Annotated in this window: 22 protein-coding genes, 4 tRNA genes and 2 pseudogenes; 11 read left to right on the top strand and 17 right to left on the bottom strand. The window is 53.0% G+C overall.

What is annotated here, in order from left to right:
- Positions 1-18 precede the first annotated feature (18 nt).
- A tRNA-Val gene (locus VI25_RS06430) sits at positions 19-93 on the top strand.
- A 24-nt stretch (positions 94-117) separates the two neighbouring features.
- Positions 118-195 (top strand) — tRNA-Val (locus tag VI25_RS06425).
- Positions 196-452: 257 nt separating this feature from the next.
- On the opposite strand, the gene VI25_RS06420 is transcribed toward VI25_RS06425, so the two are convergent.
- A complete protein-coding gene (locus tag VI25_RS06420; RefSeq protein WP_045687019.1) occupies positions 453-1,673 on the bottom strand; it encodes a hypothetical protein in 1,221 nt (406 codons plus the stop codon).
- Positions 1,674-1,888: 215 nt separating this feature from the next.
- On the opposite strand from VI25_RS06420, the gene VI25_RS06415 reads away from it, so the two are divergent.
- The 5 genes from VI25_RS06415 (at position 1,889) to VI25_RS06395 (ending at position 6,360) form a co-directional block, all read left to right on the top strand.
- A complete protein-coding gene (locus VI25_RS06415; protein ID WP_152981520.1) occupies positions 1,889-2,458 on the top strand; it encodes a hypothetical protein in 570 nt (189 codons plus the stop codon).
- Positions 2,459-2,487: 29 nt separating this feature from the next.
- Positions 2,488-3,495 carry a hypothetical protein gene (locus tag VI25_RS06410; protein ID WP_152981519.1) on the top strand — a complete coding sequence of 336 codons (1,008 nt, stop codon included), beginning with the start codon at positions 2,488-2,490 and terminating at the stop codon, positions 3,493-3,495.
- A gap of 8 nt (positions 3,496-3,503) precedes the next feature.
- A complete protein-coding gene (locus tag VI25_RS06405; protein WP_045687017.1) occupies positions 3,504-3,785 on the top strand; it encodes a hypothetical protein in 282 nt (93 codons plus the stop codon).
- A gap of 50 nt (positions 3,786-3,835) precedes the next feature.
- Positions 3,836-5,119 (top strand): glycosyltransferase family 39 protein, encoded by a 1,284-nt coding sequence (locus VI25_RS06400; protein ID WP_152981518.1) that lies wholly within the window; start codon positions 3,836-3,838, stop codon positions 5,117-5,119.
- Between the two features lie 119 nt (positions 5,120-5,238).
- Complete coding sequence (locus tag VI25_RS06395; RefSeq protein WP_052694900.1) at positions 5,239-6,360, top strand: GNAT family N-acetyltransferase; 1,122 nt, start codon at positions 5,239-5,241, stop codon at positions 6,358-6,360.
- On the opposite strand, the gene coaE is transcribed toward VI25_RS06395, so the two are convergent.
- The 9 genes and pseudogenes from coaE to VI25_RS06355 form a co-directional block, all read right to left on the bottom strand.
- On the bottom strand, positions 6,350-6,970 hold the full coding sequence (gene coaE / locus VI25_RS06390; RefSeq protein WP_045687015.1) for a dephospho-CoA kinase: 621 nt from the start codon (positions 6,968-6,970) through the stop codon (positions 6,350-6,352). The two genes, VI25_RS06395 and coaE, sit on opposite strands and share 11 nt — an antisense overlap.
- Positions 6,971-7,047: 77 nt before the next feature.
- On the bottom strand, positions 7,048-8,019 hold the full coding sequence (locus tag VI25_RS06385; protein WP_052694899.1) for a hypothetical protein: 972 nt from the start codon (positions 8,017-8,019) through the stop codon (positions 7,048-7,050).
- Positions 8,020-8,032: 13 nt separating this feature from the next.
- Entirely contained in the window at positions 8,033-8,359 is a 327-nt protein-coding gene (gene yajC / locus VI25_RS06380; protein ID WP_045687029.1) for a preprotein translocase subunit YajC, read from the bottom strand.
- 123 nt (positions 8,360-8,482) lie between these two features.
- Positions 8,483-9,001 (bottom strand): DUF1573 domain-containing protein, encoded by a 519-nt coding sequence (locus VI25_RS06375; protein WP_045687014.1) that lies wholly within the window; start codon positions 8,999-9,001, stop codon positions 8,483-8,485.
- Between the two features lie 189 nt (positions 9,002-9,190).
- A complete protein-coding gene (locus VI25_RS06370; protein ID WP_045687013.1) occupies positions 9,191-10,195 on the bottom strand; it encodes an isocitrate/isopropylmalate dehydrogenase family protein in 1,005 nt (334 codons plus the stop codon).
- A gap of 187 nt (positions 10,196-10,382) precedes the next feature.
- Positions 10,383-10,694, bottom strand: coding sequence for a YtxH domain-containing protein (locus VI25_RS06365; RefSeq protein WP_045687012.1), 312 nt, complete (start codon positions 10,692-10,694; stop codon positions 10,383-10,385).
- Positions 10,695-10,828: 134 nt separating this feature from the next.
- A complete protein-coding gene (gene nusB / locus VI25_RS06360) occupies positions 10,829-11,695 on the bottom strand; it encodes a transcription antitermination factor NusB (protein ID WP_236704931.1) in 867 nt (288 codons plus the stop codon).
- Complete coding sequence (locus tag VI25_RS26585) at positions 11,620-12,012, bottom strand: hypothetical protein (RefSeq protein ID WP_236704930.1); 393 nt, start codon at positions 12,010-12,012, stop codon at positions 11,620-11,622. The genes nusB and VI25_RS26585 overlap by 76 nt, the downstream gene beginning before the upstream one ends.
- Before the next feature lie 100 nt (positions 12,013-12,112).
- Positions 12,113-13,203 (bottom strand): annotated as a pseudogene (locus VI25_RS06355) (Glu/Leu/Phe/Val dehydrogenase dimerization domain-containing protein).
- Between the two features lie 376 nt (positions 13,204-13,579).
- Between VI25_RS06355 and VI25_RS06350 the strand changes: the two are divergent.
- Complete coding sequence (locus VI25_RS06350; RefSeq protein WP_045687010.1) at positions 13,580-15,367, top strand: ABC transporter ATP-binding protein; 1,788 nt, start codon at positions 13,580-13,582, stop codon at positions 15,365-15,367.
- Positions 15,368-15,466: 99 nt separating this feature from the next.
- On the opposite strand, the gene VI25_RS27650 is transcribed toward VI25_RS06350, so the two are convergent.
- Positions 15,467-16,006 carry a T9SS type A sorting domain-containing protein gene (locus tag VI25_RS27650; protein WP_045688758.1) on the bottom strand — a complete coding sequence of 180 codons (540 nt, stop codon included), beginning with the start codon at positions 16,004-16,006 and terminating at the stop codon, positions 15,467-15,469.
- Positions 16,007-16,302: 296 nt separating this feature from the next.
- Between VI25_RS27650 and VI25_RS06340 the strand changes: the two genes are divergently transcribed.
- Together VI25_RS06340 and VI25_RS06335 are read left to right on the top strand one after the other, a co-directional pair.
- Positions 16,303-16,376, top strand: a tRNA-Pro gene (locus VI25_RS06340).
- Between the two features lie 105 nt (positions 16,377-16,481).
- Positions 16,482-16,555, top strand: a tRNA-Pro gene (locus tag VI25_RS06335).
- 514 nt (positions 16,556-17,069) lie between these two features.
- On the opposite strand, the gene VI25_RS06330 is transcribed toward VI25_RS06335, so the two are convergent.
- From VI25_RS06330 to VI25_RS06310, 6 genes and pseudogenes are all read right to left on the bottom strand, one after another.
- The gene (locus tag VI25_RS06330; RefSeq protein WP_045688757.1) at positions 17,070-17,594 is read right to left on the bottom strand and encodes a hypothetical protein; all 525 of its coding nucleotides are present in this window, start codon (positions 17,592-17,594) and stop codon (positions 17,070-17,072) included.
- Between the two features lie 44 nt (positions 17,595-17,638).
- Positions 17,639-19,410 (bottom strand): annotated as a pseudogene (locus VI25_RS06325) (ABC transporter ATP-binding protein).
- A 111-nt stretch (positions 19,411-19,521) separates the two neighbouring features.
- Entirely contained in the window at positions 19,522-20,088 is a 567-nt protein-coding gene (locus VI25_RS06320; RefSeq protein WP_236704929.1) for a tRNA pseudouridine synthase A, read from the bottom strand.
- A 2-nt stretch (positions 20,089-20,090) separates the two neighbouring features.
- Positions 20,091-20,312: a hypothetical protein gene (locus tag VI25_RS26575; protein ID WP_236704928.1), complete on the bottom strand. Its 222-nt coding sequence runs from the start codon at positions 20,310-20,312 to the stop codon at positions 20,091-20,093.
- 93 nt (positions 20,313-20,405) lie between these two features.
- Positions 20,406-20,945 carry a GNAT family N-acetyltransferase gene (locus VI25_RS06315; protein ID WP_045688756.1) on the bottom strand — a complete coding sequence of 180 codons (540 nt, stop codon included), beginning with the start codon at positions 20,943-20,945 and terminating at the stop codon, positions 20,406-20,408.
- A gap of 76 nt (positions 20,946-21,021) precedes the next feature.
- Positions 21,022-22,221 carry a thiolase family protein gene (locus VI25_RS06310; protein WP_045688755.1) on the bottom strand — a complete coding sequence of 400 codons (1,200 nt, stop codon included), beginning with the start codon at positions 22,219-22,221 and terminating at the stop codon, positions 21,022-21,024.
- Between the two features lie 94 nt (positions 22,222-22,315).
- On the opposite strand from VI25_RS06310, the gene VI25_RS06305 reads away from it, so the two are divergent.
- Complete coding sequence (locus VI25_RS06305; protein WP_045688759.1) at positions 22,316-22,792, top strand: DUF4293 domain-containing protein; 477 nt, start codon at positions 22,316-22,318, stop codon at positions 22,790-22,792.
- Positions 22,793-23,161 lie beyond the last annotated feature (369 nt).

The raw sequence follows: 23,161 nt of genomic DNA, 5'->3' as shown, positions 1-23,161 counted from the left end.
CAAACGGGACACGCCCATGGGAGATTAGCTCAGCTGGTTCAGAGCATCTGCCTTACAAGCAGAGGGTCACTGGTTCGAACCCAGTATCTCCCACTTTTTAGAGTACGCATACCCCTCGGGAGATTAGCTCAGCTGGTTCAGAGCATCTGCCTTACAAGCAGAGGGTCACTGGTTCGAACCCAGTATCTCCCACCAGATTAAGGACAGTCGGCAACGGCTGTCCTTTTTCGTTTTTGCGGCAGATCATGCGCATCACATTTCCTTGGTGTTTCATCCATCTCGTCACCGGATAACTACAAGCTGTGGATTGCTCCCGCTGATCAAGTACGATTGTTACACCTGCCCATCTCGGCGGCTTGGCATTCCTTCGTGACAGGCTACCGCCGAACATCACAGCCGTACGCCGATACTGTAGAAGGATTTGTGGGGTGGGCTGAAGAGGTGCAAGAATTCTATAGCGCCCCACTGCGGACACGCCCCTGCCAAAAACGTTGGGCGGTGATAAGGGGAAATAGCAGTAGAGCAGGCTCCGCAAAGAACCGCCACCGGAAGCCTACGAAGAAGATTAAGCTCAGTAGCCACGCAGCTATTAAAGGCGTCAGCAGTAGCGCATCGCGCCGCTCAAAGCGCAGACCTTGGTATTGCCCCAAGGTGAGTACCAGCGCAACAAAGAAAGCAAGGTGCACGAGGGCTGTAAATGGGTGCCACGGCGTGCGCGGGGCATCCGCAATGAAATTCTCGGGTGAGAAGAACAATGCCGTTTTACGCAACCATAGCTGTGCCTCTTGCGCAGGGTGCGTTGCTATCCACTGTCGGGCCACACGGGCGCGGGCTTGGCTTTCTTGGTACTGGTCTAACGCATCTAGTTGGGGCACGTGGGTCCGTAAATACTGGTCGAACGGTTTGGTACGGTCGTCCCAGTCGAACATAAAGCGGCCCTGGGTCACGGAGTTGTGCCCTTGCAGCAGTTCAAAACCAGCTTGGTTGCTAAGCGTCCACGCCCCAAATAGCTGGTGATTCTTCAAAAAAATGGGTAGGTGCGCTATTCCTACTGCCAGCGCGATGCCCAAGCTCAGGCCCACTGCTAGTCGGGTAGCACGAGACCCACAGGATAGCATCAATAGCCCAAACACACCGAATACAAGCCCATATACAGCCAGTAAATACCCGCGCAATAGGCAGGATAATACGACGGCACCTACTAGCAACCAAGCATCAGGCCAGGACAGTGGACGCCCCCCATACAGGCGCAGGAGCTTGTATATGACCATAATGAGCAGAGGAAGCGCCAAGTTCTCGAACCACCAAAAGCCTCCAATGTAGTAAACCACCGATGGGTACACGGCCCATAACCCAGCCCCAACCCACGACAAACCGTGGCTCACGCCAAAGTGCCACAGCGTACGTTGCACATACAGGCCGCCCAAGAGGTAGCAACCCGCCGCGGCCGCATAGACAAGCAGCGTGAGGTAGTGCTTTGGCAAGCCCAGCCGTGCCCAGCCAATGTATACAAACACCGGAAAGCTGGCATGAAATGCATCGGGGCGCACTATGTGCCGTTCTGGGTCGGTGCTGACGTAGCCACGACCCGCCAAGTAATTGTCGGCGATGCGTCCGTTACGCCGCTCATCATAATTCCACTCCAGGCCAGGGTTGAGGTGTAGATTAAGCACCAGCCGTATGCATAACAGTAGCGCTGCTATAGGCCAAACAAATCGAGGAATGGTACGCAGCACGCGGAGACGAGTAGAGTTGGAAATGAATTGCCGAATTTAGCCGTGTTTTACGGTTCGTACACTTGAGCACCGTCCGGCAAATGGCTCTTACCTAAAAGAGCCACACATCTGCACAGATTTTCGCCCCCACTCGCAGGGGCCTATTACTTACTATGCCTGTTACTCCTACTTTATCTCATCGTTGGCCAGTAGGTGCGTTTTTCGGGTTGCTAGCCCTACTAGGCGTAGCATTATATCAGGACTATGGAGTAGGCTGGGATGAGCAAGTAGATCGTCTCAATGGTATTATCAACGCCAAATATGTAGCCATGAAGCTGGCGCCGGAAATAGCTCGTCGTCAGCCTAGCTTTGCCGAGATTCCCGACTTGCATGGGAGCCAAGACACCGACCACGGGGTATTATATCAGTTACCATTGGTACTCTTGGAGAAAGTAGCCCGGGTGGAAGACACCCGCGACGTGTACTTTCTTCGGCATTTGACTATTTGGCTGACTTGCGTAGCCGGCACGTGGGTGGTGTATCGGTTGGGAGCTTGGCGTTTTGGCAGCTGGCAGTGGGGGCTCGTAGTAGCGGGATTGCTAGTTCTCTCACCTCGCTTATTTGCAGAGTCGTTTTACAATTACAAGGACCCCGTATTTATGGGGTTTTTCGCGCTGGCTATTTACACCATGCTGGGTTGCTACGCCAGCCTACTTGGCAACGCGCTACTCTACACGCATTAGCCTGCGCCGCTGCTATCGACAACCGAACGATGGGAGTTCTTTTAGTGCCGATGACGATAAGCTTTGCGGGACTAGAACTAATGTTCAGGCGTAATGAATGGCAACGATTCATTGGTTCGTTTGCGCTCTACTTACCGCTGACGGCTGTGGGCGTGGTGCTAGCTTGGCCTTATTTGTGGGAAAACCCGGTAGAGAACTTTGTAGAAGCCTTCCAAAGTTTCAGCCGCTACCGTTCCGATATGCTAACCCACTATTTGGGGCAAGATGTTTCTGTGCAGGCGTTGCCCTGGCACTACGCACCCATTTGGATTTTCGTCACTACGCCCCTACTGTATTCGGGGTTGTTTGCTGTGGGAATAGGAGTAGTTGTGCGAGCAGCGTTGCGGCCATTGCACTGGTTAGCGTCACCCATGGGGCGAGCAGACCTGCTACTGCTGGCCTGGTTTATCGGTCCAGTGCTGGCTGTAATCGTATTCCACTCAGTACTCTATGACGGGTGGCGACACCTGTATTTCATCTACCCAGCTTTTCTTTTGCTAGCCGTGCGTGGTTTGCAGGCATTGTGGCAAGCGTGGCATCATCTTCACAGTGCGCCTCTCAAGAAGATAACAGGCTGGGTAGGTACTGTGGTGTTGGGAGTATGTTTAGCACATACCGTGGTACGCATGGCACTAGATCATCCGTACCAAAACGTGTACTTCAGCATTCCCCCTGTTGCCACTACAGGAATGCTGTTTGAACGCGATTATTGGGCGCTTTCGGGTCGTGGAGGACTGGAGTGGATTCTAGCCCACGATACCGCCTCTACCGTGCCAATAGGCACTGATGCGCGCACTCGGTTAGCGCTCCATAATGCGCTACTACTACTCTCACCTCCTCAGCGAGCTAGGGTGCGTATGGTGCCACCCAACCGAGCCCTCTACTTCCTTGGCACTTACCGCTGGCACCCAGAGGCGTATCCAAATTCTTACGGTCCGGCGGTGTTTGAACAGCGCGTAAACGGGCTGCCTATCTTGTCAATTTTTCGGCTTCGCTAAAGCTATTTATGCCATTACCCGATTTGCTGCGTGCTGAATCTACGACGTACCGGCGCCAGATAGTTGGTGCTTTCTTCGGACTCTTAGCCCTGCTAGGCGTACTTCTGCACCGAGACTATGGTGTTTCCTGGGATGAGCCTACAGACCACCTCAATGGTTTGGTCAATGTGAAATACATCGTTGGACTTGTGGCACCTGAAAAGGTGGCGCAGGAACCTACCACTCAATTAATCCCGCCGTTGCAGGCTACCGCGACAACGACCACGGAGTTATTTTCGAAATTCCCGTAGCAGTGCTTAGCTACGTGTTCACGCGGCATAACCCGCAAGCTTATTACTACATGCGGCACTTGTGCATCTTTGGCACATTTCTGCTGGGAGTTTGGGGAGTATACTATATCGGGCGGGTCCGCTTCCGTGACTGGCGCTTGGGGCTACTGGCCGCATTGCTGTTAGTGCTTTCGCCGCGCCTATTTGCTGAAGCCTTCTTCAATGGAAAAGACATCATGTTTCTGGGCGTTTTTACCTTGGCCATGGCTACGCTGGTACGACTCACGGAACGACCTACCTGGCAACGGGCAGTGCTACATGGCCTAGCCATTGGATTAGCCATTGATGCCCGGATTTTAGGAAGCATTCTTGTTCCCTTTACTGTCGTACTTGTGCTGCTAGATGATGCGCCTCAGCGTAGGCACCAGCTACGCTTACTAGGTTGCTGCCTTGTCGCCGCCATGGTAATGACCGTAGTTGGCTGGCCCTACTTATGGGAGAATCCGCTGGGGCATTTCGTGGCTGCTTTCCGTAACCTCAGCCACTATCCGTGGTCCTTCACGAATTTCTACCTGGGCCATTTCCATAAAGTAGCTGATATACCGTGGCACTATGGCCCTGTTTGGATACTCGTAACGACACCTCTGCCGTATGTAGTAGCAGCCCTGGGTGGCCTAGTAACAGTAGCTATACACTTTATACGCCGTGGTTGGCTAGCGATCCAAGAGCGTGGGGTCCAGCTTGATTCACTACTAGTTGGGTGGCTATTAGGTCCGCTGCTGCTGGTGATTGCCTTGCACTCGGCACTATACGATTCGTGGCGTCACCTTTATTTTGTGTACCCAGCTTTGGTGCTGCTTGCCGTTCGCGGTGCAGTGGGTCTGGCGGCTATAGCGCGGCAGTCCAGCAGCGGGCGGCGAGTAACGATTATTCTCGCCTTGCTGGCCGGACTTGAGACAGTTCACACGGCGGTGCGCATGGTGCGCCTGCATCCCTATCAAAACCTTTACTTTAGCTGTATTAGCGCGCCAACTGCTGAGCGCTTATTCGAGCGCGACTATTGGGGGCTTACATTTCGGCACGGAATCGAATGGATGCTTCAGCACCAACCGACGGGGCCTATTCGGGTGTACGTGCGTTGGCCGTGGTACAACCCGCTGTACAACAATACGCTTATCCTTCGGCCCGAGCAACGACAACGAATCCGGTATGTTCCTCTTGCTGAGGCAGATTATTTTATAACTGCCTACCGCTGGCACCCACAGACATATGCTGACAGTATGGGCACCGAAATCCACACTTTACATACAGAAGGCATAAAAGTTCTGTCGATTTTCCGCCAGCCGAGCCGCTAAGCTGTTATCAGGCTCTGAAACGCTTTTCTTTGCCGGAGCAAGTTCGCTTTGCCCCGATTTTTCTTTCGTATGCCTTTAGTTGAAGTCACCACCCTGAGCACCGTCGTCAGTTTCTCGACTTGCCGGCGCGTATCTACCGCAACCACCCAAATTGGATTTCGCCGCTTGATCATGAAATAGAGTCTGTCTTCGACCCCAAGCGTAATCACAACTTTGCCCACGGCGAGGCTATCCGCTGGGTGCTGACTAACCCGGCCGGTGAGGTTGTCGGGCGCGTAGCGGCCTTCATCAACCACGAAACTCCGCAAACCGACCCTACTTTACCCGTGGGTGGCGTGGGTTTTTTTGAGTGCATCGACAATCAGGCGGCCGCCAACCAGCTCTTTGATGCAGCCCAACAGTGGCTCAGCCAGCGCGGACTAGCCGCCATGGATGGCCCCATTAACTTTGGCGAGCGAGACCGGTTTTGGGGCTTGCTGGTAGCAGGCTTCACTGAGCCCAACTACGGCATGTTCTACCATCCACCGTACTACCAGCAGCTATTTGAAACCTATGGTTTTCAGGTGTTCTTCAAGCAGTATACTTGCTACCGCGAGGTAGCCGTGCATTTGCACCCTACCTTCAGTCGGGCCTTCGACACCTACGCTCAGCAGTATCCTACCTTCCGGTTTCAGCACGGCAGCAAGTGCGATGCCGAGAAGCTGGCACGAGATTTCCACCACGTTTATAACCTAGCCTGGGCTAACCACAGCGGCGTCAACCCTATGCCCTTGGAGAAAGCGCGGGAACTTGTGCGGGAAATGAAGCCAGTGCTGGATGAGCGGCTGCTGTGGTTTGCCTACCACAACGACGAGCCTATTGCCTTCTTCGTGAGCTTACCTGAGCTCAACCAGATTTTCAAGCATGTGGGCCGCAACTTCAACCTTTGGGGCAAGCTACGCTTCCTCTGGGAGAAGCGTAAGTACATGCAGCGCCCCGATAAAAAGCTCTTTGGTGTCATCTTCGGGGTAGTGCCGGAGTGGCAGGGCAAGGGCATTGAGTCGGCGTTGATGGTACACGCTCGGGCCGAGTTCATGCGGGCCGGCTACACCGACATTGAGATGAACTGGATAGGCGACTTCAATCCGCGGATGCTGGCACTTACCCGCTCTATCGGCGCCCGCATCTACAAAACGCACGTTACGTACCGCTTCCTTTTCGACCGTACCCGACCATTCGAGCGAAGCCCCATCATCCGTTAGATACACTCTGCTGCGCGAGGGCGTCAAACTCGGCGTGCAGCTTCAGCGCCTGAGGAATGAGCAAGTGCTCATTATCGTTATACACCATGTAGTCAGCTCGTTGGATCTTTTCCTCCTCGCTCATCTGCTTACCAATGATGTTTTGAATATCATCGGTAGTACGGTGTGGGTCGCGGCGTTGGATGCGGGTTTGGCGAAGTGCCAAGGGGGCAAACACGGTAATAATCCGGTCGAGCTGCCGATAGGCTCCCGACTCGTACAAGAGTGCCGCTTCCTTCAGGATATAGCGGTGGCCTTCCGCCTGGCGTTCGATGGTCCACTGTTCAAAGTCGGCGCCTACCCGGGGGTGCACTAGCGCATTCAGGCGCGCTACTTGTTGAGGGTCGGAGAAGGCAACCTTAGCGAGATAGGTACGGTTGAGCTGACCTAGAGTGTCAAACGTATCAGGTCCGAAGGCAGCCCGCAACTCATCCCGTAGCACTATATCGTTGATCATCACCCATTTCGCCCGGATGTCAGAATCGTAAACGGGTGTACCTAGCACTTGGAACAGCTTACATACCACGCTTTTTCCCGTCCCAATACCTCCAGTGATTCCTATTTTCAGCATAACGCAATTGTGCAGGGCGAAAGTCGTGAAGGTGCTGTAGCCGGTTGGGGCTAAAAATGAGAGTAATGCTGCCCGCTCTACAGCTTTCCTGTTTCCACAGTTACTCGCACACCGCGCGTAATAACACGGCCACCACGAGCTGCATCAGGGCGGTCGGCCAGGAAGGGCCGTAGAGTAGAATCGGAGTTGATGAACTGACCATAGTGCAACTGCACATGGATGTCGGCCGGATTAAGGTGGGCAGTATCTTCAGGAAAGCACTGCAGCCGCACGCGCACCCTAGCCGGCGACAAGCGGTAGGTTCGGCCCACAGGAGCATCCATCAACTCAGGCAACACTTCCATTAGAACCGTTACGAGGGGGCGTTGCTGTAACCGCACACGTACATCCTGCACGTTGGGGTCTACAAGCTCGGGCCCACCAATAGGCACCCGAATATCACCCGTAGTACTACCCGCCGGTGCCTGGGGCAGGTGCACTAGGTAAGGATTGGGCAGCGCATTGATCTTACTAGCGGGTCCTCGAAATACAATTGTAGCGGGCGTGAAGCTGGCTGCATACGGCAGCGCCGAGCCATCGGCCGCAGGGCTGAGCGCCAGTGGCAGACGCCGACTCACCAGCTTGTCGAATTCAACCCACAGTGTGTCGGTGAGCAGGTAGTTGAACTGCAGCCCTTCCATGGCCTGCTGCAAAGCAGGGCGTAGGCTGCGCGCCGTTACGTAGCGCGTAGCGGGCAGCGCATGCAGCGTCAATTCCGCAGGTCGCACATCTAGGCCCAGGTTGCGGCGCAGCAACTTCCAGCCTCGGCCCGTTACGTTCACGGCTACTTCAGTAGGTAAGGGCTGCACTGCTATGTACTGGCTAGCATTGTAGCGCCAGACCAGCGGATAGGTGATGCGCGTGGTATACGTCTTGTTGAGGGAGTTGAGTAGCCAGAAAGTGCTAGCCGCCAGAAAACACGCCAATACCGCCCGCCAGTAGTTGCGCTCCTGCCCGAAGAACGGAACAGAAAACCAGCGCAGCCAACGGATAGGACGGGTGGTAGGCATGATAGGCGAGTACTTAGGCCAACGAAGTAGTAGCCGGTGAGGATTTACCCGTTACTTCCCGAGCAATGGCTGAGCGCTCGAAGCGTAGGCGCACACCTTTGTCTACCTCTACTGTTACTGTTTCTTCCGTTAGGTCAACCACTTTGCCGTGCAAGCCTCCTATGGTTACCACCGAAGAACCTTTCACCAAACCCGCCCGAAACTTCTTTGCATCAGAGGCGCGCTTTTGTTGGGGCCGGATCATGAAGAAGTACACGATAACAGCAATACCAACCGGAAACAGCAGGGACGTGAGGCCTTCACTTGAAGTAGTGGCCTGCAACAGAAGAGAGAGAAGCATAGAGTAAAGTAGAAAGAAGCTAGCAGAAATGCCTGCCAACAAGAAAGAAAACGCCTGTGCCGCCGAGCTGGTTGCGTACTGAACGCTCCAACTCAGCCGCACAGGCGCTACACTAGGTAGTACTTACCGGGTGGGCCCGTTCTGGCCGTCTGACAGCACGTTGGCCTTAATCACCACTTTGGTGATGTTAGGCTGGGTATTCGCTCGGATTGCTACTTCTTTGTTCTGAATACCGGTTTTGCCGTGGGAGTCAAACTGCACATCAATGCTGCCTTTGTCGCCGGGAGCAATGGGCTCTTTGGTCCAGTTGGGGGTAGTGCAGCCGCAAGAGGCCGTAGCATTTTCGATCAGCAAGGGCGACTTACCCGTGTTTGTAAACTCGAACGTGTGCTTTACAACCGAGCCGGGCTGAATATCACCAAAGTCGTGGTCGGCCACGGCAAAGGTCATTACAGGAGCATTCGGGTTTGGGGCCTCCGTTTCGTTGGTCACGTTAGGGTTATCTACCACAGGATTAGCTGCCGCTTCCGTTGCGGCGGCGTTCATCCCTTCGGTACCTACTTCGGCGGGCTTATCGTTAGAGCAGCTGCCCAGCCACAAGCCACTGGAAAGCAGAAAAGCAGAAAACAGAGTGCGTTTCATAGAGCAAGAAAAGAAGCTAAAACACCTCGTTTTAGCAGCTTACGTGAAAGACATTTTATGTTGTGAAAGTACGGCATTATTTGGTCTGATGCCACGCCGCAAAACCAGCATTCCGGCCCAAAGCAGGGTACCGATGCAGCTAGAACAGCTACCGAGGCTTCCCTGTTCGAGTCGGAATGATAGTGCTGTTTACTTACCCAGATTATCGATGATAGCCTGTGCAAACTCGGTGGTCGTGGCCTTACCGCCCAAGTCACCGGTGCACTTCTCTTTATCGTTCAACGTGAGTTCGAGCGCCTTCTCAATACGGTCGGCGTGCTCATGCTCCCCAATGTGGTGCAGCATCATGAGGGCCGAGCGAAGGAGCGCAGTAGGGTTAGCCTTGCCTTGACCGGCAATATCCGGAGCCGAGCCGTGCACAGCCTCGAAGATGGCCATGTTGTCGCCCACATTAGCACCCGATACTACGCCCAGGCCGCCTACCAAACCAGCGCACAGGTCCGAGAGAATGTCACCAAACAAGTTGGTGGTTACTACCACGTCGAACTGCTCAGGCTTGTTTACCAACTGCATGCACATGTTATCGATGATTTTGTCTTCGAAGATGATGTGAGGAAACTCGTTGGCAGCTTCCTTGCATGCGTTGATCATCAAGGTGCCCGCAATTTTGAGGATGTTGGCCTTGTGCGCCAACGTTACCTTTTTGCGGCCATGCTTGGCAGCATAGGCAAAAGCCGCGCGGCAAATCTTGCGCGAGCCTTCTACCGTGATGCGCGCAATGGAGTCCGACACGCCCAGGCGCTCGTCGAACAGCTCCAGGCCGGAATATAGGCCTTCCGTATTTTCCCGGAACAGCACTAAATCAATGCCCTCGTAGCGGCTCTGAATACCCGCCGTCGTTTTTGCGGGACGGATGTTCTGGTAGAGGTCGTACTTCTGGCGCAATGTGATGTTGATGCTGCGGAAGCCTTTGCCTACTGGCGTAGTGATGGGGCCTTTCAGAGCCACGCGGTTTTTCTCCAGCGAGTCAAGCAGCGTCTGAGGAATCAGCTCCCCCGACTGGTCGAACGTGGTTTGGCCAGCATTCTGCTCCTCCCACTGTACCGGCACCTGCGCCGCCGCGAAAATATCCGTTACTGCTTTCGTGATTTCCGGACCGATACCGTCGCCGGGGATAAGAGTGATGCTGTGCATTGTGTTGATGAACTTGGAGTTGAGGTGCTACATAGCAAGTGAGGCCCGTACAAGCGGAGTGCGGTACTCACCAAGGGGAATCGGCTGCAAAGGTACCGCCTTGTGGCATGTACTGAAAATGAAATGTGCCGCTGCGCTCATGATTCCTCATTAGCACGGCGGCACATTCACGGCGTAGCGCATTTCGTTAGATGATTTTGCGCGAGTTAATCTGGTTAATCAGCTGGTCAACATCGCCTAGAAGCTGCTCGGCCTTGCTTTTCGCGTCTTGAATTACGCGTTGGCCTTCGCTCTTCGCGGAACTAGGGCCTTGGTCGGCCCGGCTTGTCACGAGGTTTTCAGTGAGGTCGGCTAGCGTCTCGCGGTACTTCTCGAGTTTATAGCTGAGCCAGCTGCGCGTTTCGCGGCCCTTTTCGGGTGCATAGAGAAGCCCGACAACGGCGCCGGTAAGGGCGCCGCCGGCGAAGCACAGAATGCCGGTGGTGGTTTTGCTACCCATTTTCTTTGGAAGTGAGTACAGTGGGTGAGGTATGAGAAAGGAAGTACGGGTAAATACGTAGAAATAGGCCGCAGGATATATTCTAAGGAGAACAGCCCGGCTTACCCTTCTAGTAGGTTGCTACCAACCTGGTGTTACTGGTTGTCTAGCAGGCCCCGGCCCGACTTGCGGATGGCGCCGCTAGCCGTCAGGTCCTGCGCCAATTTATCCAGAATCCCGTTCACAAACTGCTTGCTCTTGGGCGTGCTATAAATTTTGCTGATTTCGATGTATTCGTTGATGGTCACTTTCACCGGAATAGCCCGGAACAAGTGCATCTCACACAGCGCCATCTTCAGCAGAATTTTGTCGGTGAGAGCAACGCGCTCTACATCCCAGTTTTGCACCGATTCGGCAATGAGCTTTTCATATTTCTCATCGTCCTGCAAGGTTTGCTGGTAAAGGCTTTCGGCAAACTCCCGGTCCTCCTTCCAGTTGGCCGATAACGACATAAGCTCCAGGTTTTCATCGGCTGCTTCGTCTAGCATTTTGATAGTTTTCACTACCAGGTTCTTCACGATTGACCGATTCTCTTCCCAGTTCAGGTCGTCTTCTTCAATGTAAGCCGGCAAGCTCTCCCCTTTAAACACGTAGGTTTTGAAGAGGTGCTTCAGGATTTCCTGGTCCTCGGTATAGTTGCCGGCGGGGGCTGCCAGGTAGCTCAGCAGCTCTGGGTCCTGCTTCATTTCCTGGCGCCAAGCGTTGCGCAAGGCTGTCGTCTCGTCCTCACCACTCCACTGCATGCGGCGGCGAATGGTAAGGTCTTGCAGCTGCACATTGCTGATCAGCTTCTGAATCACCTGGTTCTCGCTAAGGCGCGTTGCATCCAACAGGGGCTCTTTAGAAGCAGTATAGCGGCGGGCTTCACGCTCTTTTTCCTCGTCAATCACATCCAGCAAAGCCTGCGGAATATTGAGCAAGTGAATGTACTGATCGTGAATGCTCTCGGCAGCCTGTACCATCTGCCTGCGTAGAACGTACCATCCTTGGCTACGGCCTTCTGGTAGAACTTGATGGCATCCTGCACAGCGTCGTTCACGTCGGCATCTTCGGTTTTCTCCGGGTCCTCACCAGTTTTGTGCCACTCCTTAAACACAACCTCAGCCAGCTTCCGCTGCCCTTGTAGGTGCTTGCGGTCCTGAGGCTCAGGAGAATTTAGGTCGGGCGCAAAGGCGTCCGCAATCCGGTCAGTAGCCAGTAAATAATCGGAGCCTACCGCCTGATGATAGGCGTAGAGGGCCTGCATGACCTTAATGCGAAGCGTGCGACGGTTGAGCATTCTTGGGGGTGATGAAGCAATGAAGTGAGCAGGTGATAAGGTAAATCAGGGGCAAAGAATTCCGTTTTGCCCTGTCCTTACTCACCCCATCACCAAAATATTAAAACGTTGACTTAACCTTACCGATGGCAGCAATGCGCTCCTCGGCTTGGCGAATGGCTGCGGCCTGCGGATGCGAGCCTTCCTGCTCGGCACGAGCCAGCACTTGGGTAGTGAAATCGTAAATACGCTCGGTTTGGGTCATCACCGACTGGCGGTTGCCACCGTGTACTTCCGAAGCTACGTTGATGAGACCACCCGCATTAATCAGGAAGTCGGGGGCGTAAATGATGCCACGTTCTACCAAAGCCGGACCGTGAATGTTCTCATCGGCTAGCTGGTTGTTGGCGCAGCAGCTACTACCTGGCACTTCAGCCGGCTCAGCGTGTCGTCGTTCAGGGTAGCTCCTAGCGCGCAGGGCGAGTAGATGTCAACCTCTTGGTCGTAGATTTCATCTAGGCCTACTGCCGTAGCACCAAAACGCGCGGCTGCTTCCAAAGCCCGGTCTTCATAATAGTCGGTGAGCACCAATTTGGCACCTTCCTTCTGCAAATACTCCAGCAGGTAGGTACCCACGTGACCTACCCCCTGCACCGCCACGCGCTTACCCGCCAAAGAGTCGGAGCCGAATGCCTTATGCGCGGCGGCTTTCATACCCATATAAGTGCCATAGGCTGTCACCGGCGAAGGGTCGCCAGAGCCGCCCATACTCTCGGGCAGACCCGATACATGCTTGGTTTCCTGCCGAATGTATTCCATGTCCTTTGTGGTCATGTTTACATCCTCCGCCGTAATGTATTTGCCGTTGAGGTTACGCACAAAACGCCCGAATTTACGGAGTAGTGCCTCCGTCTTCATGGTTTTGGCGTCGCCGATGATAACGGCTTTGCCCCCGCCTAAGTTAAGACCCGAAATGGCCGCCTTATAGGTCATACCACGCGAGAGGCGGAGCACATCGTTCAAGGCCTCCGCATCGGAAGCATAGTGCCACATGCGCGTACCACCCAACGCGGGACCCAGTACGGTGTTATGAATGCCAATAATGGCGCGCAGACCGGTTTCGTGGTCGTGGCAAAATACTACCTGCTCGTGTTGGTGCTCGGCAATCTGACCAAAAACCGAAGTATCGGTCAGCTCTTTCGTTTCAACCATCGGAAAAAGGAAAAAGAAGGTGGGTGGGGGTGGGTTGTTGTACCTTTGTCCACCGGCTGTACGGCTGGTGGCATACGCAAATCCTTAAACGAAGTGAGCTGGCCAGATGGTCATTTTCGTTCGTTTAACGAAACGCGAAGGCCTGGCAATTGGCCACCCCTCGCAATGCGGGTGCAAAAGTAGCCGGTTTTTCCGACTTCAACCACCCCAGTGGCATCTTTTCCCGTTGCTCTTTGTCCGTTTAGAGGTTTGGGAGTTAGCAGGTTAGAATGAGTGCTAGTGCGTATAGGTATCATCCTAGCGGATAGCTCCGAAACCCTAGCTACCCCTTTTAACTTTCTAAGCTCCAACGGCCTAAACTTTTCATCTTCCCGCTGTGCGCGCCCTTTCCGCTACGAATAAATACCTTCTCCGCTACAAATGGCACTTCCTAGGTGGGGTGCTGTTCGTGGCCCTGAGCACTTTGCTGGCCATTTTCCCAGCCCAGATTGTGCGCTATGCCTTCGACCTAGTAAGTGAGGGCATTGACCTCTATCATCTTTACGCTGGTACCAGCGCGCAAAGCAGCGTGTATTCTTTGTTTGGGCGCAACGTGCTGCTCTATGGCATCATCATCGTAACAATGGCCTTGCTGCGGGGCATCTTTCTCTTTTTTATGCGGCAAACGCTTATTGTGATGAGTCGGCACATTGAAAACGACCAGAAAAACGAAATCTACCAGCACTACCAGGCACTACCACTCAGCTTTTACCGCCGCCACAGCACCGGCGACCTGATGTCGCGCATTTCTGAGGACGTGGGACGGGTGCGCATGTACTTTGGACCGGCCATCATGTACTTCCTACAGTTGGTGCTGCTGTTCGTGCTTATTGTGCCGCTTATGTTCATGGTGAATGTGAAGCTGACCATATACACGCTACTACCACTACCCATTCTGAGCATCAGCATCTTTTACATCAACAACCTGATTGAGAGAAAGTCCGACGAAATTCAACGCTCCTTGGCGAGCATGACCACATTCGTGCAAGAGGCATTTTCCGGGATTCGGGTGCTGAAATCCTTTGTTCGCGAAGAGAATTCCCACCACCAATTCGCCGTGGCTTCCGATAACTACCGGGAGAAAGCATTGAGCTTAAACTTTGTCAACTCCCTGTTTTTTCCCCTTATCCTGTTTCTGGTGGGCCTGAGTACCATCGTTACGGTCTGGATTGGTGGGCAGGAGGTAATTCGGGGCACCATCACAACGGGTAGCATTGCTGAGTTTCTCATCTACGTAAATTTGCTTACCTGGCCCGTTACGGCCCTGGGCTGGACGAGTTCCCTAGTGCAGCGGGCTGAGGCTAGCCAAGCTCGCATCAACGAGTTCATGCAACAACAAACCGACGTGGTGTCGCGTCAGAATGTGGAACTGGACATTCAGGGCGACATTGTTTTTGACCACGTTTCCTTCACCTACCCCGATACGGGCATCCAAGCCTTGCACGATGTATCGTTCCGCATCCGGCCGGGCCAAACCTTGGCGGTCATTGGCAACACGGGTTCGGGCAAGACTACCATTGCGGCTCTCCTCTCCCGCCTGTACGATGTAAGCAGTGGCACCATCAGAGTAGATGGGGTTGATGTGCGCGACTTGTCCCTTCGGGCTTTGCGAAGCCAAATTGGCTACGTACCCCAAGACGTGTTCCTGTTTTCAGATTCCATCCGCAACAACATCAACTTTGGCCTCGACGAGCCGGATGAAGCACGTATGCTGCAAGCGGCTAAGGACGCTAATGTGTACGAGAATATTATGCGCTTCCCCGAGGGGTTCGATACGAAAGTAGGTGAGCGGGGCATTACGCTTTCGGGAGGCCAGAAACAACGAGTCAGTATTGCCCGGGCCCTAGTCAAAGAGCCCAAAATTATGATCCTAGACGATGCCCTATCGGCAGTGGATACCAACACAGAAAACGCTATCCTGAATAGCCTTCAGCGCATCATGCACAATCGAACCAGCCTGATCATCTCCCACCGGGTATCCTCCGTGAAGCTGGCCGATCTGATCCTCGTGCTAGATGACGGCGCTATTGTGCAGCACGGCACACATGAAGATTTAATGCGCGAAGAAGGGGGCCTTTATCGTGCCCTTTATGAGCGTCAACTGCAAAGCGAAGACGCTGCCTAAGCCACGACACGGCAGAACAGCAGAAAGCCCCGCGGTACTGATGTACTGCGGGGCTTTCTGCTGTTCTGCCGTGTCGTGGCAAAATACTACCTGCTCGTATTATTGGCCTAGTACGATGCGCTTGAGGCCCCGTCGCTCTCCAGATGTGCAAAGCACCAGGTAGGCGCCAGGAGGTAGGCTGCTTACGTCTAGTACGGTGGCGTCAGTCCCAACCATCAGGTCGCGGGTGAGGACGGGACGCCCACCAGCATCATTTATTTCCACCCGGGTTGGGCCCGAGGCATTGGTACGTACCGTCAGGCGCTTCGTCACCGGGTTAGTATCCAGCCGCAGCTTCAGTGCGTCCGTGTTAGGCGCTACGGGCTCCATTTTATCCGTAACAAGACTAGGCGGTGCTGGGGCGGCGGTAGCAACGGTAGGAGCAGCTACTGGTTTGGCAGTTGAAGCCGGCTTAGTTGTAGTAGCAGTTGGCTTGGCAGTGGTACTGGGCTTTACGGCTGGTTTAGCTGCAACGGCAGCAGGCTTAATTACTGGACTAGGCTTGGTAGAAATTGACTTGGCAGGTTTTGCTTGGGCATCAGCAAAGTGACCTGTGAAGAATGCAGCTACGAACCCCAATAGAAATGTATACGTCTTCATATGCCTTCTTAGCAGTATTCTAAGGAAGTTAAACTTCACAAAGATACAGCTTTATAAGCGCTTTAAACTGCTCATGGGCCGAGACGGTACACTCCCTACCTCAAGTGTGGGTTTGGAGAGCGTATAGCCAGCCAGAGCTACGAATTATTTAATGTTTTCTTTTTTAACGACAACGGCCACTGACTGAATAGGATAGCTAAGCCAGGGTCCTAGTAACGCTATACGGTCAGGTAAATTTTCGCATAAATACTTGCGAAGCTCCCCCTTTACGCCCTACATTTGTGCCATAATTCTCTCGGGGTGTAGCGTAGCCTGGTATCGCGCCAGCATGGGGTGCTGGAGGTCGTAGGTTCGAATCCTGCCACTCCGACCGAAGAGTTTATTGCTCGAAAAGCCTCTGGGAACCCCACCCGGAGGCTTTTTTCGACAATACCCACAAGCAATTACCTGATACGTGCTCTGGTAGTACGATTTTCGGGGTGTAGCGCAGCCCGGTAGCGCGCGTCGTTCGGGACGACGAGGCCGTAGGTTCGAATCCTGCCACCCCGACGCACTTTCATTTAAAAGCCCACTAAGCTTCAGCTAGTGGGCTTTTTGCGTTTTACTTGGCTCTATAACTGCTGAAAGAAGTTTGCTTTCTCAAAGCGCTAGGAATATTAGTATATATGATCTTTTATAAACTCTACGTTTAGGGCTCATTCGGCTGTTGCCTTCATTCATTTTATCCTTATCGAACTTTGCAGTGCAGTTCTTTTGAGCATGTCGGCGGGTGTACCTACAGCGCAGATAGCAGCCGGCAATACATTCGTTTCCGGCCTGATAAACTACTCCAAATGGACTAAAACTAACGTTACCAGGTCTTAGCTATAGCCAGTGTGCCGTTAAGGATAATGTTAGTCAATATGGAGAAAAGTAACTACCAACGCACTCGATTTGGGAGTTGGGCTGTCGGAACTGAACGTAGGAGCAGCCTTCTTTTTGGGCGCAGTTAATCAGTTGAAATAAAAAGGCCACCTGCTTGATTTCAGGTGGCCTTTTGCTTGCTGCTTAGAGTAATCGTCAGTTATTTCAATACAGCTAATACTTCTGGCTCGCCCTTTTCAGGAAAACGCTCTAAATAGATGTCTTGCAGCGTGAGTTTTTGCGCCTCGGCGTAGTCTTTAATGCCAGAGTATAGTTTCTCTGGTGCTACCATATAGCTGGCGTTGATGCGGGCATGTAGTACCCGCTGGCCCGCCGCAAACGCGCGGTAGCGGTACCCGGCCGGCAGCTGCTGGGAAGTGGTATCTGCTACCACAATACCGACAAACACCTTAGCCGCTTCGTTCGTCGTTTCGGGGCTGTTGTAGAAGATATTGCCGAAGTCGCCACGCAGCTTGCCACTGTGGCGGTATTCGTATGCTTTCCGGGTTAGTTCGCCAAACCCTTCATCGTTGGCAGGACCTTCATAATAACTACCTGCTACGAAGTACGGCTGGCTGGTAGTTTCGGCCGTGACGGTAGCGGTTTTAAAGCCGCCCATTTTCCAGTACGCAAAACTAAACCCGATGCCCAGGATGAGAGCCAGCGTCAGAAGAATTCGATTCATGCAGGAGGGATGAGAAGTGAACTAGCAAAAGTAGTGCATCGCCACTACCCTTCTAGTACACCTTTGTACTGCATTTGGTAGAGGTTGGCGTAGAAGCCTGCTGCCGAAGCAACTCCTCGTGAGTACCCGATTCTTTGATTTCGCCCTTATCGAGCACAATAATGCGGTCGGCTTTTTGAATTGTGCTGAGCCGGTGTGCAATAACCAATGAGGTACGCCCTTGCATTAGCTTTTCAATAGCTTCCTGAATCAATTCCTCCGTCTCAGAGTCTACCGACGAGGTTGCTTCGTCCAGAATGATAATGCGAGGCTGATACACCATAGCCCGCACGAAACTAATCAGCTGGCGCTGTCCCACTGACAAGGTTGCTCCTCGTTCCATAACCTGGTAGTGGAGTCCGTCTGGCAACCGCTCGATAAAGCGCCGCGCCCCTACTAGCTCGGCCGCTTCCCAGATTTGCTCGTCGGTGATGTCCTGCTTACCGAGGGTGATATTATCGCGGATGGAGCCGGCGAACAGGAAGACGTCTTGCAGTACAACCCCAATATGACGGCGCAAATCCTTCAGGTCGTACTCGCGCAAGTCGTGGCCATCCACCCGGATAGTGCCGCGGTTGATTTCGTAGAACCGGCTGAGCAAGTTAATTATACTAGTCTTGCCGGCACCGGTTGCTCCTACAAACGCTACGGTTTGACCCGCCTTTACGCTGAAATCCACGTCGCGCAATACCCATTCTTCTTCGTTGTAGGCAAACCACACATGGTCGAAGTCTACGTCGCCGCGCAACGTGGTAGGGGTGTAGGTTCCGTTGTCAGCAATCAGCTCTTTACTATCTAGCAACTTAAGCAAGCGTTCCGTGCTTACTAGTCCTAGTTGCAGAGTGTTAAACCGGTCCGCAATCTGGCGAATGGGGCGGAAAAACAGGGCGTTGTACATAATAAATGCAATCAAGGCGCCTTTTGAAATGGTGCCTTCAATCTGACCTTGAGCTGCATACCACACTAGCAACCCTACCCCCACTGCCGCCAGAACCTCGGCCACGGGAAAGTAGATGCTATAGTAGAGCACAGAGCGAATATTAGCGCGGGTATGTTCCTGGTTGATGGCTTTGAACTTGCGGAACTCCCGCTCCTCGTTGTTGAAGATCTGCACGACGTTCATGCCCGTCAGGTGCTCTTGCACGAAGGAATTTAGGTTAGCTACCGCAGTACGCACCTCCTGAAATGATTTCTTAACCTTCTCCTTAAATACATACGTGCTAAACAGCAAGGGAGGAATGACAGCCAAGCTCACCAACGTCAGGCGCCAGTCGATGTAGAACATGAAGCCCATGATGAACACAAGCTGTAGGATATCACCGATCATGGCCGCTAATCCTTCGCTGAATACATCCGAGAGGGTTTCAACATCGGAAATATTGCGCGTCACCAAGACTCCAATGGGCGTGCGGTCGAAAAACTTTAGGCGCAAATCAAGAATGTGACGGTACAGATCTACCCGAATGTCGCGCACAATATATTGTCCCAGCCAGCCCCCAAAATAGGTCTGCAAATAGCTGACAATGGCATGCGCAACCAGCAGCACGAGTAACAGCCCAAACATGCGGTTCAGGCCCGACCAGTCGTTTTGCTCAATGGTAACGTCTACCATGCGCTGAATCAGGAAGGGCCGCAACGTGCCGAGCACCGCGGTGGCTACCGTCAGAAAAATCAGGAAGTAAAAGATGCGCTGGTACGGGCGCACGTAGGTCATCAACCGCCGTAGTACCTGCCAGTCGAAAATATTGCCGCTCTTGGCGGTAGAAGTTTGCTCCATTCGGATGCGAGAACTAGGGAAGAAAATCAGCTACGAGGGTAACAGGCGAAGCGGCAAAAAGTGCCGAGTTACGCGGAAGTATCCCTCTATCTTATCTTCGTACCCGTGGCGTTATTTGCTGGAAAAATACGGCAAGCCCGTAGGAAGGCTTAGGTTCTGCAGTAGCTCCGGCGGATATTCTACGCGGCATAGAAACAGTCCGTTGGCTAGGGCAGCTCCGCTAGCATGTACACGGTTGAGAGAGCGAAATATTTCACCAAACTCTTGCGGCGTCATTTTGCCCCTACCTACCGTCAGTAGGGTACCTACCACCAGTCGGACCATGCCACGCACAAAGCGGTTGGCCCGAATGCGAAAGAGCAGCCCACCCGGCACTACATGCCAGCCAGCATCAAAACAAGTACAGACGTAGTGCTTTTCGCTGCCCTTTACTTTCGAGAAACTAGTAAAATCGTGGGTACCCAATAGCATACTTGCTGCTTCGTTCATGGCAGCCACGTCAGGGGCACGATCGAGGTACAGCGAGAAATCGGGACTGAAGGGGTCTGGTACTAGTCGTACATGGTACTCATACGTGCGCGCTTTGGCATCAAATCGGGCATGAGCAGTACCTGGCACCGGATGCAGGGCCTGGGCCCGTATATCACGCGGCAAAGCGCGGTTGATGCGGTAGAGCAAGGTTAGTAGGTCAAGCCTTCGGGAACCTGAGCGTCGAAGTGAGCTACCTGATGGCTGGCATGTACACCAGAATCAGTGCGCCCACTCCCCAACGAGTATACAGGCTGACGTAACACCTGCGTGAGACAACGATCTAGCTCCTGCTGCACCGTCAGTACCCCCGGCTGTATTTGCCAGCCGTGATACGGAGTGCCGTTGTAAGCCAGATGAAGAAAATACCGCATTACGTAAAAAACAAGGAAAGAGCAATGTTACGACACCCTTCTGAGCGCTGGGCAAGTACAGTCTATGTGTCTTCCCAGGGTATCAGGCTAGATTTAAACCACTAAAGCGTACAACAGTGCATCGAGAGTACACCCATCCTTCGTGATACTGCGCCGAAGCAGCGCCTCTTGCTCGTAGCCCGCCTTTTCTAGTACTCGGGCAGAGGCCACATTGGTCGCAAATACAATTGCGTAGAGGCGGCAGATATCAAAGTTAGCCAGCACGTAAGCTGATACGGTTCGTACGGCCGCTGTTGCCAGACCTTGGCCCCAATGCTCACGGGCTAGCCAATAGCCAATTTCGGCAGAGCGCCGTCGCACATCCGTTTTGAAGTGCACGCCGATGCTGCCCGTAGCTACGCCCTGTACGTCGAATGTCAGATGCAAGTCGTGCTGGTTGTCGCTGACTGCGGCCAAGAAGTACTCGGCATCCTCTAGGGTGTAGGGATGAGGAAAAGTATCACGCAGGTTCTGCCAAATATTTCGGTCGTTAGCACACCGGACCAAGTCGGCAGCATCTGTTAGATGCCAAGGCCGCAATCGAGCATCCGTATGCGGCAGATCTAGGACGGGCTGCAACAACCGACTATTCATAGCACTGTGGTTGAGGTAGTGTATAACAGAAAGGATGAACCAGTAGTAGGTCCATCCTTTCTGTTATACTGTGCTACTAAATCTTCTCGTATATGACGGCGGCCCCTTGGCCTACCCCAACACACATGGTGACTAAACCATAACGTATGTTTTCTCGGCGCTGCATTTCGTGCAGTAGCGTTGCGGTGATACGCGAGCCACTAGTTCCTAACGGGTGCCCAATGGCAATCGAACCGCCATTTACGTTTACTTTGGCCGGATCGAGGTCCAAATCACGCATGCATGCAATACTCTGAGCAGCGAAGGCCTCATTTAACTCTATCAGGTCAATATCCTGCAAAGTGAGACCGGCCCGTTGCAATACCTTCTGCGTTGCTGGTACTGGTCCTAGACCCATATAGGCCGGGTCTACGCCCGCTACAGCCGAAGCAACAACCCGTGCCATTGGTTTCAGGTTGTAAAGCTTCAACGCTTCCTCACTTACCACAATTACTGCCGCGGCCCCATCATTGATGCCAGCAGAGTTGCCCGCTGTAACGGTACCATCTACCTGAAATGCCGGACGAATAGCTCCTAGCTTCTCTAGGCTCGATAAGCGAGGTGGTTCATCTTGGTCAAACAATGCCGTATCGCCCTTGGGTTGTGGCACAAACACGGGCACTATCTCACGACGGAACCGGCCCTTCTCGAAAGCACGCTGGTATTTATGCTGTGAGTTGAAAGCAAACTGGTCTTGCTCCTGGCGTGTGATGCTATACTTACGCGCTACATTTTCGGCAGTCTCCCCCATGGCATAGGGATGATGCATCTTAGTGAGTTTGGGATTCACGAAGCGCCAACCCAAAGTGGTGTCGTGAGCAGTAAAGTCCCGAGCAAAAGCAGTAGTAGACTTCGCCATCACGAAAGGGGCACGGGTCATGCTCTCTGCACCTCCAGCCAGGTAGATTTCTCCTTCACCAGCCTTAATAGCCCGCGAAGCATCCATAATGCTTTGCAGACCTGAGGCACACAACCGATTCACCGTTATCCCTGGTATGGTCACGGGTAAGCCAGCTAGCAAGGCTGCCATGCGTGCCACATTGCGGTTGTCTTCTCCGGCTTGGTTAGCTGCCCCAATAATAACATCTTCAATAGCCGTTTTATCCAAGGTAGGATTACGGCGTAGTAACTCGCGCAGTACGTGTGCGGCGAGGTCGTCGGGACGTACGCTGCTGAGTGCACCACCAAATTTGGCAATGGGAGTGCGGACAGCGTCCACGATATAAGCAGTAGGCATTGGCGTGTATTGCGGTTATTCCGGTCGTTGTTGGCTACTTTTGCCGGCCCGGAAATTCCGAGCAGTAGTAGTTCTCAATCGTCAAAACACAAAGATGATACAAAGAATCCAAAGCGTGTTCCTCCTTTTATTGGCCTTGGCTATGTTGAGTGTTTTGTTCCTACCTATCTGGAGCAAAACAGACCCTGCTAGTGGCCAGTTGTTAGTAATGGACGCGTACCATATCAATTATCAAAAGGCTGATCCTGGTATGTCTGCACCTATTAGCACGTGGCCTGTTGCAGCATTCGCTGCAGCTTCTGCTTTGGTAGCAATAGTTGAGATTTTTCAATACCGCAACCGCTTCACTCAGCTCAAACTGGGTATGGTTAATTTTCTTCTTATTGTCGGCACACTTGGCGCCGGGTTTTACTACTCTGGGCAGGCCGAGCAAATGTTGAACATAAAGATGCCTGGCACCTTTCAGGCAGGATATTATCTACCCACGCTGGCACTGCTCCTAAATGTGCTGGCCAACCGTTTCATTCGTCGTGATGAACAGTTGGTACGCAGTATGGATCGGTTACGATAAAACTATAACCGAGTGAATAAAAAAGGCTTCCAAATACTGGAAGCCTTTTTTATTCACTCTTAATCAGGTGAAAGCCTTGATTATCCTTAGCCCTAAGAAAACGCTGAAGCAAATAACAGCCAAGCCTCTACAATAGACTGTAAGCTAAATTTATTGGGTGCTCTATTATGAGCCCAAAGGTGCGCTTTAAAACAGTCTATGCGCTATTATCCCTCGTCTTATAACAGCATTATTAGGCATGGAGAAGTGCGCATATTCCTGCAGCAACACCTGTTAACTCTAAATATGCTTGTTAAGCAAATAGATAAAAGAGCCTCCCGGCTGGGAAGGCCCTAAACGAGACGAGCCCCCGGCGCATCCCCCTCCTCC

This window comes from Hymenobacter sp. AT01-02 (genome assembly GCF_000961955.2).
Classification (GTDB): domain Bacteria; phylum Bacteroidota; class Bacteroidia; order Cytophagales; family Hymenobacteraceae; genus Hymenobacter; species Hymenobacter mucosus.
The sequence above is the reverse complement of the archived record's forward strand: the minus strand, read 5'-3'. Positions and strand labels throughout refer to the sequence as shown.